Below are 14532 nucleotides of genomic sequence, written 5' to 3' on the forward strand. Positions count from 1 at the left end.
CAGCCTCACTCGCCCCGGCCGTTACAGCGTGGGTGCGATTTGATGTTTTTCATAGACTTCGATCAGATCACCCGCCCGCACGTCGTTGTAGTTCTTCACCCCGATGCCGCACTCGGTGCCACTGCGCACCTCGCTGGCATCCTCCTTGAACCGACGCAACGACTCCAGTTCGCCTTCGTAGATCACCACCCGGTCGCGCAACACCCGAATCGGTTTGTTGCGGTGGACCACCCCCTCGATCACCATGCAGCCGGCAATCTGGCCGAATTTGGGCGAGTGGAAGACTTCGCGCACCTCGGCCACGCCGAGGATCTGCTCGCGGAACCGCGGTGCCAGCATGCCGGCCAGTGCCTGACGCACATCATCGAGCAGGTCATAGATCACACTGTAGTAGCGCAGGTCGACGCCGCCCTCCTCGATGATCTTGCGTGCCTTGGCATCGGCCCGGACATTGAAGCCGAACAGCACCGCCTTCGAGGCCAGCGCCAGCGTGGCATCGGTCTCGCTGATGCCGCCGACACCACCGCTGATCACCCTGACCTGTACCTCGTCGGTGCCGATGTCGGCCAGGGCGCTCTGAATCGCCTCCAGCGAACCGCGCACGTCGGCCTTCAGCACCACGTTGAGCGTCTTCACCTCGCCGGCCTGCAGGCTTTCGAACATCTCCTCCATGCGCGGCATGGCCGGCTGGCGACTGAGCTTCACTTCGCGGTACTTGCCCTGGCGGAACAGTGCCACTTCCCGTGCCTTTTTCTCGTCGCTGACCACCACGAAGCTCTCGCCGGCATCGGGCGTGCCATCGAAGCCGAGCACCTCCACCGGCAGCGAAGGACCCGCCGCCTCGGTCGGTCGACCGGCTTCGTCCATCATCGCGCGCACCCGGCCGTAGTAGGGGCCGGCCAGCACCATGTCGCCCTTGCGCAGGGTGCCGTTCTGCACCAGCATGGTGACCACCGAACCGCGGCCCTTGTCCAGCCGGGATTCGACCACCACACCGCGACCCGGCGCGCTCGGCACCGCAGTCAGTTCGAGGATCTCGGACTGCAGCAGCAGTGCTTCGAGCAGCTCATCGATGCCTTGTCCGGTGTGCGCCGACACCTGCACGAACTGGGTGTCGCCGCCCCACTCCTCCGGAATGACGCCATGGCGCACCAGCTCATTCTGCACCCGCTCCGGATCGGCGGTGGCCTTGTCGACCTTGGTGATGGCCACCACGATCGGCACCTCGGCAGCGCGGGCATGCTGAATCGCCTCTTCGGTCTGCGGCATCACACCATCGTCCGCCGCCACCACCAGCACGACGATATCGGTCAGCTTGGCGCCACGCGCCCGCATCGCGGTAAAGGCAGCATGGCCCGGCGTATCGAGAAAGGTGACCATGCCGCGTGCGGTCTCGACGTGGTAGGCACCGATGTGCTGGGTGATGCCGCCCGCTTCGCCGCTGGCCACCCGTGTCTTGCGGATGTGGTCGAGCAGCGAGGTCTTGCCATGGTCGACATGGCCCATCACCGTCACCACCGGCGCACGGGTGACTGCTTCACCTTCGATCGAGAGTGACGCCGTCAACTCATCCTCGAGGGCGCTGTCGCTGAGCAGCTTCACCTTGTGGCCCAGCTCTTCGGCCACAATCGCCGCGACATCCTGATCGATCACCTGGTTGATGGTGGCCATCGTGCCCATCTTCATCATCACCTTGATCAGCTCGCCAGCCTTGATCGACATCTTTTGCGCCAGATCGGCCACGGTGATGGTGGGTGGAATCCCCACCTCACGCGTCAGGGTCTCGGTGGGTTTGGCGAAGGCGTGCTGTGCAAACCTGCCCCGGCCATTTTTGCCGGGGATCTTCTTGCCGCCACGCCGAAAACCGGCGCGGTCGTCTTCATCGAAACTGAGCGTGCCACGCGCACCCTTGATCTGTGCCGCTGGCTTCTCTTTCTCCTTGACCTTGCTGCGTGGACGCGCGCGCTCATCCTTGACCTCGACCGGCTTGGTCTTGGCACGCGCGGCGGCGGCTTCTGCGTCGGTCTTGATTGGCTGGGCAGGCTGTTCCGGCTTGACCCCCGCGGCGTCGGTCTCGGTCGTGGTCGACGCGGCGCGCTCCGCTTCACGGGCCCGCAGCGCTTCGGCCTCTTTGCGTGCCTCCTCCTCGCGCTCACGCTGCCGAGACTCTTCGATCAGCCGCAAACGCTCCTCTTCCTGCTTCTTGCGCTGCACCTCCTCGGCGATTCGCTCGCGGGCCGAGCGCTCTTCGGCAGGCGCCGGAGGCACGACTTCATGCTGCGCCACGGGTGGTGGAGCGGACGGAACGGGCTGCGTCTCTTCTGCCGCATCGCGCCGGGCATAGACCTTCTTCTTGCGCACCTCGACATTGATGGTCTTGCCCCGCCCCTGTCCGGTCGCCAGCTTGAGCGTGCTGACCTCCTTGCGCTGCAGGGTGATCTTTCTGGTCTCGCCACCGCTCTCGCCATGGCTGCGGCGCAGGTGGCTCAAGAGCTTCTGCTTCTCCTCGTCGGAGACCAGATCATCGACGCCGGTTTGTGACAGACCCGCCTCATGCATCTGTTTGAGCAGACGATCAACTGGTGCGCCGACCACTTCGGCAAGTTGCCTGACGGTCACATCTGCCATGGGTACCCCCCTCTCTCGACCGATCCCAGAATCGTCTGATGGTTATTCATTCGTCGCAAACCAGTGCGCCCGCGCTGCCAGAATCAGTCGTCCAGCCCGCTCTTCATCCATCTCTTCCATCTCGAGGAGGTCATCGACCGACTGCTCGGCCAGATCCTCGCGGGTGACGATGCCACGCCGTGCCAGCAGTGCCGCCAGTGACGGATCCATGCCCTCTACTTCGAGAAGATCCTGCGCGGGCTCGACCTCGTCCAGCTTCTCTTCGTTGGCGATGGCCTGGGTCAGCAGCACATCCTTGGCCCGGTTGCGCAGCTCTTCGGCGATCTCTTCGTCAAAACCCTCGATGGAGAGCAGCTCATCGAGCGGCACATAGGCAATCTCCTCCAGCGTGGAGAATCCGGCCTCGATCAGCACGGCGGCCACCTCTTCGTCGACATCCAGCAGCGTGACGAATTTCTGCAGCAGGCCGACCGACTCCTGCTCCTGCTTTTCGATGGCGGCCTGCTCGCTCATGACGTTGATTTCCCAGCCAGTCAGCTCGGAAGCCAGGCGGATGTTCTGCCCGCCCCGGCCGATGGCCTGCGCCAGGTTCTCCTCGGCCACGGCGATCTCCATGGTGTGGGCATCTTCATCCATGACGATCGACACCACTTCGGCCGGTGCCATCGCATTGATGACGAACTGCGCCTGGTTGTCATCCCACAGCACGATGTCGATTCGCTCGCCACCCAGTTCGTTGGAGACCGCCTGCACCCGCGAACCGCGCATGCCGACGCAGGCGCCGACCGGGTCGATCCGGCGGTCGTTGGTCTTGACCGCGATCTTGGCACGGGCACCCGGGTCGCGGGCCGCCCCCTTGATCTCGATGATCTGCTCGGAGATCTCGGGCACCTCCAGCCGGAACAGCTCGATCAGCATGCGCGGATCGGTGCGGCTCAGAATCAGTTGCGGTCCGCGCAGCTCCGGTTTCACGTCGGTCAGCACGCTGCGGACCCGATCACCCATGCGGAAGCTTTCACGCGGGATGGCCTGATCACGGCTCAGCAGCGCCTCGGCGTTGTTGCCCAGATCGACGATGATGTGGTCGCGGGTCACCTTCTTGACCTGACCATTGACCAGTTGGCCGACGCGATGCAGGTACTGCGCCGAGATCTGCCCGCGCTCGGCCTCGCGCACCTTCTGCACGATCACCTGCTTGGCCGCCTGGGCAGCAATCCGCCCGAACAGGGTGTTTTCGACCTGCTCTTCCCAGACATCGCCCGGCTGCAGGGCAGGGCTCTTTTCGTGGGCCTCCTGCAGCGTCAGCTCGGTGCCCAGTTCGGGAACCTGGTCATCAGCCACCACCTGCCAGCGACGAAAAGTCTGGTAGTCACCGGTTTTCTGATCGATCACGACCCGGATATCGCTCTCTTCATCCTCGTAGCGCTTTTTGGTCGCGGCGGCCAGCGCCAGCTCGAGCGCTTCAAAAATGAGGTGCGGCGGTACCGCTTTTTCATGGGATACCGCATCCACCACCAGCAAGATCTCTTTGTTCATTCGACTGTCTCGCTTCGCTCAATCAAACTCAGGGACTATATGGGCCTTGTCGATGGCGCAGAGCGGCAGAAGATATTCGTGCTCTCCCATCATCAGCACCACGTCTTCCCCCTCGATGCCGGTCAATCTCCCGTCGAAGTTGCGCCGGCCCTCAAACAGCGTCCGCAGCCGGATCTTCACCCGACTGCCGATGAATCGGCGGTACTGCTCCAGCGTGTAGAGAGGGCGGTCGAGGCCGGGCGAGGAGATCTCGAGATGGTATTGCCCATCGATCATCTCGGAGACATCCAGCAGTGCGCCCACCTGCCGGCTGACCCGCTCGCAATCCTCGATGGTGACGCCCCCGGGCTGGCGATCGATGTAGATTCTCAATCTGGCACTCTTGCTGTGCACACCATCCTCGATTCCCCACAGCTCGCAGCCCAGCGCCTGCACTGCCGGTTCGATCAATTGCCACAGTTGCTGCGTCTTGGGGTTCATCTGCGTGACAGGACCGCACTCCATACCGTGTAGCTCTGTTGAGCCGAATTCAATCAAATTTTCACGAAAATAAAAAATGGGCCATAGGCCCACTTGCGAATCTCCTTTGACCACACCCCGGCTGCCATGCACCAGGGTTACAGACTCACTGATCAACCATCAATAAAAAGCCCCATGCGGGGCCTTTTTGATGGTAGCGGGGGCTGGATTTGAACCAACGACCTTCGGGTTATGAGCCCGACGAGCTACCAGGCTGCTCCACCCCGCATCAGTAAGGGACATTATTCTATCTGCTCAAACAGCATTGTCAACCAGCGATTGGTGCCGAAGAGAGGACTTGAACCTCCACGGGGTTACCCCCACTACCCCCTCAAGATAGCGTGTCTACCAGTTCCACCACTTCGGCGAAGGGACGGCGAGTATACCCTACTGCTTCGGCCCCGTCTCTACCTTTGGCAGCTCCTCGGACTGACCGCCGGCCGGTACTGGCGCAGCATCGGACGGCTTGACATCAGCAGAGTCGGTGGCGCTCCTGTCCGGCAGCAGCCCTTGGGCGGGGATCTCGCCGCCTTCGGTCGCGCTCGGCAGGCCCTGCTCGATCGCCGGCAAGCCATGCAGCGGGTTGGCTTCGCCGTCGGCCCTGTTCTTGGCAATGACGGCCAGGCTGATGCTGGTGGCAAAGAAGGCCATCGCCAGCCCGGTGGTGATGCGGGTCAGCAAGCTGCCGCCGCCGGTGCTGCCAAAGACCGTCTGCGATGCGCCGGCACCGAACGAAGCGCCCATCGAGGCGCCCTTGCCCTGCTGGATCAGCACCAGCGCCACCAGTGCTACGCCCAACAGTACATGAATGATCAGAATGATTGTTTCCATCACCGCTTCGCCGTAGTACAAATCGCCAAAAACTGTTCTGCATCGAGCGATGCCCCGCCGACCAGAACGCCATCGATGTCGGGCTGACTCAGCAACAGCGCGCTGTTGTCGGGCTTGACGCTGCCGCCATAGAGAAGCGGTACCGCCCACCCCCGAGCTGTCCACGCCAGCAACTGCTGCCGAATCGACCCGTGCACCTGCTGCGCCTCGTCAGCCGAGGCGGAACGGCCGGTGCCGATGGCCCAGACTGGCTCATAAGCGACCACGATGCGAGCTGCATCTTCGCTGTCGAGCCGCTCCAGCACGGCCTTGAGCTGCCGCTCCACCACGCTCAAGGTCAGGCCCGCGTCACGCTCCGTCACGGTTTCGCCGACACAGACGATGGGCTTCAGCCCATGCCGCAGTGCGGCCATGCTCTTGCGCGCCACCAGCTCGTCGCTCTCTGCGTACAGCTGGCGCCGCTCGGAGTGGCCGACGATGGCATAGCGACAGCCAAACTCCCTGACCATCGGCGCCGATATCTCGCCGGTGAAGGCGCCCTGCGCCTCTTCATGGATGTTCTGCACACCGAGTCGAAGGGTGCTGTTCGCCAGCAACTGCTCGAGGCGCCACAGGTAGAGGGCCGGGGGGCAGAGCACGATCTCGGTACCGCTGTCAGGGACGACCCCCTCGACAATCCGGCCCACCAACGCATCGACGCTGGCGCGGGAGCCATGCATCTTCCAATTCGCCACCAACAGCACCGGGCGCATCAGCCGCTCCCCACGCCGTCAGGGCGGGCGATTCTATCGCCGTGCAATCGTGCATGGCAAGCAACCTGCCATCTGTTAACCATTGGAACCTCCGACCAAGGCCGCCAGCTCCTGCGCCAACTGGCTGATCATCGCGGCATCTTCGCCCTCGACCATCACCCGGATCAGCGGTTCGGTGCCGGAGGGGCGCAGCAGCAGCCGGCCGCGCCCGGCCAGACGCTGCATGATCTGACGCTCGGCAGCGCGAATCGGCTCCGAGGCACAGAGCGCCCGTCGGTCCACCATGGCGTCGACCTGGACATTGATCATCACCTGCGGCAGCTTGCACATGCCCTGCTTGATCTCATGCAGCGTGCGATCGGAGCTGATCATCGCCGCCAGCACCTGCAGCGCCGAGACGATGCCATCGCCCGTGGTGGTCGCCGCCAGACAGAGGATGTGACCGGAGCTCTCGCCGCCGAGTTGCCAGCCGCGCTCCCCGAGTGCCTGCGTCACATAGCGGTCACCGACATCGGTGCGCGCGAATGGAATCCTGAGCTCCTCCAGCGCCAGCTCCAGCCCCAGGTTGCTCATTTTGGTGCCGACGACACCGCCGATCAGGCGACCCGAACGGGCCTGATCGGCGGCGATGATGTAGAGCAGTTCATCGCCATCGACGATCTCGCCGGTGTGGTCGACCATGATGACCCGGTCGCCGTCGCCATCGAAGGCAATGCCGAGATCGGCCCCCTCGCTCAGGACCCGCTGTCGCAATGCCTCAGGATGGGTCGAGCCGCAGCCCTGGTTGATGTTGAGTCCATCGGGCGAGGTGCCCAGCTCGATGACCCGGGCGCCCAGCTCACTGAAGACTTCGGTCGCGACATGGTAGGTGGCACCATGGGCACAATCGACCACCAGCGTCAGCCGGTCGAAATCGAGCGCCGACGGAACGGTGCTCTTGCAGAACTCCACATAGCGGCCAGCCGCGTCACTGATGCGAAAGGCCTTGCCCAACTGGTCCGGCGCGACTGTGACCATCGGCTCATCGATCTGCTGTTCGATGACCAGTTCGACCTCATCGGGCAGCTTGGTGCCCTGACGGGAGAAAAATTTGATGCCATTGTCGTAGTAGGGGTTGTGGGAGGCGCTGATCACGACGCCGGCGCGCGCCTTGAAGGTGCGGGTCAGGTAGGCGATGGCCGGGGTCGGCATCGGCCCGAGCAGCCCGATGTCGACGCCCGCCGCCGACAGTCCGGCTTCAAGGGCGGATTCGAACATGTAGCCGGAGATGCGGGTGTCCTTGCCGATCAGCACCTTGGCGTCGGGATGCTGCCGGGCGAAGACCCGGCCCACCGCCCAGCCGAGCTTCAGCACGAACTCCGCCGTGATCGGCGGCTGGCCGACCCGGCCCCGGATGCCATCGGTACCGAAATAACGTCTGCTCATCATCTGTCCACGTTTTCGTTGAAGATCGCCCAGGCCACGCGCAGCGCATCGACAGCCGGCGCGACATCATGCACCCGGAACAGTCTGGCGCCGCGCTCCAGCGCAACCACCTGGGCCGCCAGAGTGCCATGCAGGCGCGTCTCGACCGGACGGTCGAGGATGGCGCCGATCATGCTCTTGCGCGACAGCCCGACCAGCAGCGGCAGGTCGAGTTCAGCCAGATGGTCGAGGTGCTGCAACAAGCTTAGGTTGTGTGCGACCGTTTTGCCGAACCCGAACCCCGGATCGATGATCAGCCGTGAACGCGGCAGACCCGCTGCCTCACACTGCGCAACCCGCTGCGCCAGAAAGACCCGTACCTCTTCGACCACATCCTGGTAGCCGGGCGCCTGCTGCATGGTTTGCGGATCGCCCTGCATGTGCATCAGACAGACCGGCAGTTCCAGTTCGACCGCTGCCGCCAAAGCGCCCGGCTGACGCAGCGCCCGCACATCATTGATCAGGCCAGCGCCGTGCCGGGCCGCCTCGCGCATCAATTCCGGACGGCTGGTATCGATCGACACGATGGTGTCGAACTCCGCCGTCAGCCGCTCGACCACCGGAATGACCCGATCGAGCTCCTGTTGCAGCGACACCTCGGTGGCGCCGGGCCGGGTCGATTCGCCACCCACGTCGAGCAGTTGTGCCCCCTCGGCCAGCATCTGCTGCGCGGTCGCGAGCAGTGGATCGAGTTGCACGCCGCTGCTGCTGCGGTAGAGTCGGCCGCCGTCCGAAAAGGAGTCCGGCGTGATGTTGAGGATGCCCATGACGCAGGGTGCAGCCAGATCGAGCCGGCGCCCTGCGCAGTCGATCACCCTTGATGTAGCGCCCATCGGGCCGAAATCCTCCTGGTTCCAGAAACAGCGAAACCGGTTTCGGGCCGTCGCGAAACCGGTTTCGGTCAGTTCGACCGCAGACTCAATGTTCGCCTGCCGTGCCTCCGATCGAGCCCTTGCCCGATTTCTCTTCACTGGCGGGGGATTTCGCCCTGGGCGGGGCGGCATCGCGGTCGCTGTGCCAGCTCTCGGGTTCCCGTGGTGGTCGACCACTCATGATGTCGTCGATCTGCTCGAGGTTCAGGGTCTCATATTTGATCAGGGCCTCGGCCATGGCATGCAGCTTGTCGATGTTCTCGGTGAGGAGGGTGCGTGCCCTGTCGTAGCAGCTGTCGATGATGCTGCGCACCTCGTCGTCGATCTTGCGGGCGGTTTCCGGCGAGATCGAACGCTGCTGGCTGCCGCTGCTGCGACCCAGAAAGACTTCGGTGCTGTCTTCGTCATACATCAACGGACCCAGTTTCTCCGACAGCCCCCAGCGGGTCACCAGGCTTCTGGCGATGTCGGTGGCACGCTGGATGTCGTTGGACGCACCAGTGGTGACGCCATCGGGACCGAGGATCAGCTCTTCGGCCACCCGGCCGCCGAACAGGCTGCAAATTTGGCTGATGATCGAGCGCTTGCTGTGACTGTAGCGGTCCTCTTCGGGCAGGAACATGGTGACGCCGAGCGCCCGGCCGCGCGGGATGATGCTCACCTTGTAGACCGGGTCGTGCTCCGGCACCAGCCGGCCGACGATCACATGGCCGGCTTCGTGGTAGGCGGTGTTGAGCTTCTCTTTCTCGGACATCACCATCGATTTGCGCTCGGCGCCCATCATGATCTTGTCCTTGGCCAGCTCGAACTCATCCATGTCCACCTTGCGCTTGCCGGCACGGGCGGAGAAGAGTGCGGCCTCGTTGACCAGGTTGGCCAGATCGGCGCCGGAAAAACCCGGTGTGCCGCGGGCGATGACTGCCGGGTCGACATCGTCTCCCAGCGGCACCTTGCGCATGTGCACCTTCAGAATCTGCTCGCGGCCGCGAATGTCGGGCAGCCCGACCACCACCTGCCGGTCGAAGCGACCGGGACGCAGCAGCGCCGGGTCGAGCACATCGGGCCGGTTGGTGGCGGCGATGACGATCACGCCATCATTGCCCTCGAAGCCATCCATCTCGACCAGCAACTGGTTGAGTGTCTGTTCGCGCTCGTCATGGCCACCGCCGAGACCGGCGCCGCGGTGACGGCCCACGGCATCGATTTCATCGATGAAGATGATGCAGGGGGCGCGCTTCTTGGCCTGCTCGAACATGTCACGCACCCTCGATGCGCCGACACCGACGAACATCTCGACGAAATCGGAGCCGGAGATGCTGAAGAAAGGCACCCCGGCCTCGCCGGCGATCGCCTTGGCCAGGAGGGTCTTGCCGGTGCCGGGCTGACCGACCATCAGCACGCCACGAGGAATGCGGCCGCCCAGGCGCTGGAATTTGCCCGGATCCTTGAGGAATTCGACCAGCTCCTTGACATCCTCCTTGGCCTCATCGACGCCGGCCACGTCGGCAAAGGTGGTCTTGATCTGGTCTTCGCTCATCAGACGGGCGCGGCTCTTGCCGAAGCTCATCGGGCCGCCACGACCGCCCGCGCCGCCCTGCATCTGCCGCATGAAGAACATGAAGACCGCGATGATGATCAGGATCGGGAAGCTGGCCAGCAGCAGCTGCATCCAGATGCTCTGCCGCTCCGGCTGCTGCCCTTCGACCTCGACACCATGCTCGAGCAACTCATCCATCAGCTTGAGATCGGGCATGTTGGGCCGGGTCACTTCGAACTGACCGCCGTTGTTCTTGCGCTGCCCGACGATGGTGTAGCCATCACCCTTGATCGAGATGCGGGCGACACGGTCCTGATTCAGCTCTTCGATGAACTGCGAATAGCTCACCTTCTGCATGTCGGGCTGGATGCTGAAGTTGTTGAACACCGTCAGCAACACGGCCGCGATGATCAACCAGAGGATCAGGTTCTTGGCCATATCGTTCAAGGCAATGTCCTCGACTGGATGGATAATCGACCGGCTCTGCGATGGCACCTGCCAACCCGGAGCCCGCCTGCTTCATTCATGACTGACGGACCACTGCACGCACCACGCGAACAGCTTTGGATTTCATTATAACGACAGCCTCCACCTTAGCCAGAAACAGGGCGCTGGCCGCGAAAGCCGGTTCCAACCAGATAGACCTCCGGCGAGCGCGGCCGGGAGGCCTTGGGCTTGACGCAGCGCACCTGCTCAAAGGTGGTTCGGCAATTGCCGAGGTAACCGTCAAAGCCCTCGCCCTGAAACAGCTTGGCGATGAATGCCCCGCCCGGGGTGAGCGCCTGCTGGGCGAAATCGAGCGCCAGCTCGGCCAGCTCCATGGCCCTGGGCTGATCCACCGCCCGGTTGCCGCTGCTGTTGGGCGCCATGTCGGAGAGCACCAGATCGACCGGCTGCCCGCCCAGCACCCTTCTGAGCTGATCGAGGGCGGCCGCTTCGGTGAAGTCGCCCTCGATGAACTCGACCCCGCCAATCGGCTCCATCGGCAACCGATCGATCGCAATCACCCGGCCCTCCTCTCCCGTCATCTGCATCGCCACCTGGCTCCAGCCTCCCGGCGCAGCACCCAGATCGATGACCGTCATGCCGCGACGCAGCAGACGGTACTTCTCGACCAACTCAAGCAGCTTGAAACTGGCGCGCGAGCGGTAGCCGAGCTTTTGCGCCTGCTTGACGTAAGGGTCGTCGAAATGTTCCCGCAGCCATTGGCCACTGGATCTGCTGCGTGCCACACCGGGCTCCTGGTCAAAGGCTGTCAGAGGATATCGAGATGGTTACAATTGCCAGCTTTTCAACCCCAGCCGATGACCAATCACTCCACCAGGGAGCTACAGAAAACCGTGTTGAACGCCGCCGACCGAAAACAGTATCGCACGCTCGGCCATGGATTGAAGCCGGTCGTCACCATTGCCAACCATGGTCTGAGCGAGGGCGTGCTGAAGGAGCTGGAACGGGCGCTGGACGACCATGAACTGATCAAGATCAAGGTGATCAGTGGCGATCGCCATGCACGCCAATCGCTGATCGACGCGTTGATCGGCGCCACCGGTTGTACGCTGGTGCAGCAGGTGGGTCAGATCGCCCTGCTGCTGCGACGCAACCCCAAAGCCAACCCCGCTCTGTCGAACCTGCTGCGTCCGGCTGCACGAAATCGGTGACCCCAGGCGACCGATGGTTGCGCCAGAATGGTGCGATCAGGGCTGCGACCTGATCGAGCATGTCGGGTGCACAATTCCACGCACTGGTTGTATACATCGGCCAAAGCGGCACACCATCAAAGCAACAATGCGCCTGTTTCGCGCAGAGTGCGCCAAAACAGGTTTGGAAAACAGGATCAATGCACCATGTTGAGGCAATGATCCTTTCTCGATGCCGGGCATCGCGGCAAACCTGAGCGGTTTTGCCCCCTTTCAATCTGGCATGTTATGTGAATGGCTCCAGTGGCGAACCCGCCGATGAAGCGTGCTTCGGGCCGCTTCTCGTCGTACTTGCGCCTACACGCACCACAGGAGATTGAATGATGATGAAGAAACGCAACCTGCTGACGATCGCAACCACTGCTGCGGTCTCCATGGCTGGCCTCACCGCGATGAACAGCGCGTCGGCCGAACTGGCCGCCAATGTCGGTCTCTCCACGATTTACCTCTGGCGTGGCCAGGATGTCAGCGGTGGCTCACCGCAGTTTGCCGGTGACCTGACCTTCAAGGATGCCAGCGGCCTCTATGCGGGTGCCTGGATCTCCAGTGAGGCGAATCAGGCGGTTCTGGATACGACTGTGTCACCGCCCTCTTTGACCCAGGATGGTGGCCAGGAGTATGACCTCTATGCCGGCTGGGCGGCGACCTATGCCGGCATCGGCATCGATGCCAGCCTCTGGAACTACAACTACCCGTCCGATGCCGCCAATGATTCGTTTGGCGACCTCTCCGAGTTCGTGCTGGGACTCTCCTATGGCCCCGCCAGCTTCAAGTGGTACAAGAACATCGCCAATACGGCAGCCAGCAACGACTATCAGTACTTCACCCTGGGTCTGACCATCGACAAGTTCAGCGCCCTGGTCGGCACCACGGACGACAGCGCCAACAGCGCCGGTGAGTACACCCACCTGGATCTGACCTACAGCTACAACGACCGGCTGAGCTTCACCGCCAGCACGGTGGTCGACAAGCCCGATGATGGCTCGCTGGATGGTGACACGCTGCTGGTCATCGCCTACAAGCTGCCGATCTCGCTGTAACCGGAGTGGTCGCTGCTGAGCCGGTTCAGGCCGGTTCAGCAGCGGCATGAGAAGAAGGACGGGGTCACCGCAATGAGTCCGGCGCCCCCCAAAGACGTCAGGATCGGATCCACAAGAACCCAGACAGGATACGGAGGCACTGCGCGCCTCGCACTGTCGAACCTGAACCGTTTGGAGGATTGAATCAATGAGAAAAATTGTCTCCTGTCTTGCCCTGCTGATGGCGGCAGGCCTTGCCGTTTCCGGCTTTGCCGACGAGGCCCCGGCCGCGGCGGCAGCAGCGGCCGTGCCAGTGCCCAACAAGGGCGATGTCAGCTGGATGCTGGTGTCGACGCTGCTGGTGCTGATGATGAGCGTCCCCGCGCTGGCACTGTTTTACGGCGGCATGGTGCGCGCCAAGAACATGCTGTCGGTACTGATGCAGGTTTTCGTGGTCTTCTCGCTGATCACCGTGCTCTGGTGCATCTACGGCTACAGTCTGGCCTTCACCGAGGGCAATGCCTTCTTCGGCAGCTTTGGCCGGCTCTTTCTCAATGGTCTGTTCGATTCGTCAACCGGCACCTTCGCGATGGCGGCCACCTTCAGCAAGGCGACCGTCATCCCAGAGATGCTGTTTGCCGCCTTCCAGGCCACCTTCGCCGCCATCACCTGCTGTCTGGTGGTGGGCGCCTTTGCCGAGCGGACCCGCTTCTCGGCCGTGCTGCTGTTCATGGTGCTCTGGTTCACCTTCTCCTACATTCCAGTTGCGCACATGGTCTGGTTCTGGATGGGGCCCGATGCCTACAGCGATCCGTCGGTGGTCGATGCCATGAACGCCAAGGCCGGCTTCATCTGGGCGATGGGTGCACTTGATTTCGCCGGCGGCACGGTGGTGCACATCAACGCAGGCGTGGCCGGACTGGTCGGTGCCTATATGGTCGGCAAGCGGACCGGCTATGGCCGCGAGGCGATGAAGCCGCACAACCTGACCATGACCATGATCGGCGCGGCGCTGCTGTGGACCGGCTGGTTCGGCTTCAATGCCGGCTCGGCGCTCGAAGCCAACAACTCCGCCGTACTGGCCTTCATGAACACCTTCCTGGCCACGGCCTGCGCGGTGCTCTCCTGGACCTTCGCCGAGTGGCTCACCAAGGGCAAGCCATCGATGCTGGGCGCTGCCTCGGGCGCGGTCGCAGGACTGGTGGCCATCACCCCGGCCGCCGGGAATGTCGGCATCCCTGGCGCCTTCGCGATCGGTCTGATTGCCGGCGTGGTCTGCCTGTGGGGCGTGAATGGCCTGAAACGGATGCTGAACGTCGATGATTCGCTGGATGTCTTTGGCGTTCACGCGCTTGGCGGTATTCTGGGCGCGTTGCTGACTGGCGTGTTCAACTCGCCGGCCTTGGGTGGACCCGGCTTCGTCACCGACTGGGTCACGGCGCAGACCGGTTTCAGCAGCATCGGTGCGCAGCTGCTGGTTCAGGCCAAGGGCGTGGGCGTCACCGTCATCTGGTCAGCCGTGGTTGCCTTCATCGCCTACAAGATCAGTGACCTGATGATCGGTCTGCGGGTGCCGGTGGATGTGGAGCGCGAAGGGCTCGACGTCAACGAACATGGCGAGACCGCCTATCATATGAGCTGACAGAGTGACGGCCGGGCGGTACGCTCCGCCCGGCC

The 14532-nt window shown here is 63.2% G+C and carries 12 protein-coding genes and 2 tRNA genes; 3 read left to right on the forward strand and 11 right to left on the reverse strand.

Annotation, left to right across the window (positions count from 1 at the left end):
* Window positions 1-21 precede the first annotated feature (21 nt).
* The 11 genes from infB to rlmE all read right to left on the reverse strand — a co-directional run bounded on the left by infB (window position 22) and on the right by rlmE (window position 11371).
* Window positions 22-2628, reverse strand: a complete 2607-nt coding sequence (gene infB, locus H7A13_00135; GenBank protein ID MCP5331760.1) for a translation initiation factor IF-2 — start codon at window positions 2626-2628, stop codon at window positions 22-24.
* Window positions 2629-2670: 42 nt separating this feature from the next.
* Complete coding sequence (gene nusA, locus H7A13_00140) at window positions 2671-4164, reverse strand: transcription termination/antitermination protein NusA (protein ID MCP5331761.1); 1494 nt, start codon at window positions 4162-4164, stop codon at window positions 2671-2673.
* Between the two features lie 18 nt (window positions 4165-4182).
* Entirely contained in the window at window positions 4183-4644 is a 462-nt protein-coding gene (rimP, locus tag H7A13_00145; GenBank protein ID MCP5331762.1) for a ribosome maturation factor RimP, read from the reverse strand.
* Between the two features lie 191 nt (window positions 4645-4835).
* A tRNA-Met gene (locus H7A13_00150) sits at window positions 4836-4912 on the reverse strand.
* A gap of 51 nt (window positions 4913-4963) precedes the next feature.
* A tRNA-Leu gene (locus tag H7A13_00155) sits at window positions 4964-5050 on the reverse strand.
* Window positions 5051-5070: 20 nt separating this feature from the next.
* Window positions 5071-5514, reverse strand: a complete 444-nt coding sequence (gene secG, locus H7A13_00160) for a preprotein translocase subunit SecG (protein MCP5331763.1) — start codon at window positions 5512-5514, stop codon at window positions 5071-5073.
* The gene (locus H7A13_00165) at window positions 5514-6266 is read right to left on the reverse strand and encodes a triose-phosphate isomerase (protein ID MCP5331764.1); all 753 of its coding nucleotides are present in this window, start codon (window positions 6264-6266) and stop codon (window positions 5514-5516) included. The genes secG and H7A13_00165 overlap by 1 nt, the downstream gene beginning before the upstream one ends.
* A gap of 75 nt (window positions 6267-6341) precedes the next feature.
* The gene (gene glmM, locus H7A13_00170; GenBank protein ID MCP5331765.1) at window positions 6342-7691 is read right to left on the reverse strand and encodes a phosphoglucosamine mutase; all 1350 of its coding nucleotides are present in this window, start codon (window positions 7689-7691) and stop codon (window positions 6342-6344) included.
* Window positions 7691-8563, reverse strand: a complete 873-nt coding sequence (folP, locus tag H7A13_00175) for a dihydropteroate synthase (GenBank protein ID MCP5331766.1) — start codon at window positions 8561-8563, stop codon at window positions 7691-7693. Before folP ends, glmM begins: the two co-directional genes overlap by 1 nt.
* Window positions 8564-8648: 85 nt before the next feature.
* Entirely contained in the window at window positions 8649-10577 is a 1929-nt protein-coding gene (locus H7A13_00180; protein MCP5331767.1) for an ATP-dependent metallopeptidase FtsH/Yme1/Tma family protein, read from the reverse strand.
* A gap of 155 nt (window positions 10578-10732) precedes the next feature.
* Window positions 10733-11371 carry a 23S rRNA (uridine(2552)-2'-O)-methyltransferase RlmE gene (gene rlmE, locus H7A13_00185; protein ID MCP5331768.1) on the reverse strand — a complete coding sequence of 213 codons (639 nt, stop codon included), beginning with the start codon at window positions 11369-11371 and terminating at the stop codon, window positions 10733-10735.
* 72 nt (window positions 11372-11443) lie between these two features.
* Here rlmE and H7A13_00190 point away from each other — a divergent pair, with 72 nt between their 5' ends.
* The 3 genes from H7A13_00190 to amt all read left to right on the forward strand — a co-directional run bounded on the left by H7A13_00190 (window position 11444) and on the right by amt (window position 14497).
* On the forward strand, window positions 11444-11797 hold the full coding sequence (locus H7A13_00190; protein ID MCP5331769.1) for a YhbY family RNA-binding protein: 354 nt from the start codon (window positions 11444-11446) through the stop codon (window positions 11795-11797).
* A 359-nt stretch (window positions 11798-12156) separates the two neighbouring features.
* On the forward strand, window positions 12157-12876 hold the full coding sequence (locus H7A13_00195; protein ID MCP5331770.1) for a hypothetical protein: 720 nt from the start codon (window positions 12157-12159) through the stop codon (window positions 12874-12876).
* A gap of 187 nt (window positions 12877-13063) precedes the next feature.
* On the forward strand, window positions 13064-14497 hold the full coding sequence (amt, locus tag H7A13_00200) for an ammonium transporter (GenBank protein ID MCP5331771.1): 1434 nt from the start codon (window positions 13064-13066) through the stop codon (window positions 14495-14497).
* The last annotated feature ends 35 nt before the right edge of the window (window positions 14498-14532 follow it).

This window comes from Pseudomonadales bacterium (assembly GCA_024234215.1).
GTDB lineage: Bacteria > Pseudomonadota > Gammaproteobacteria > Pseudomonadales > UBA5862 > JACKOQ01.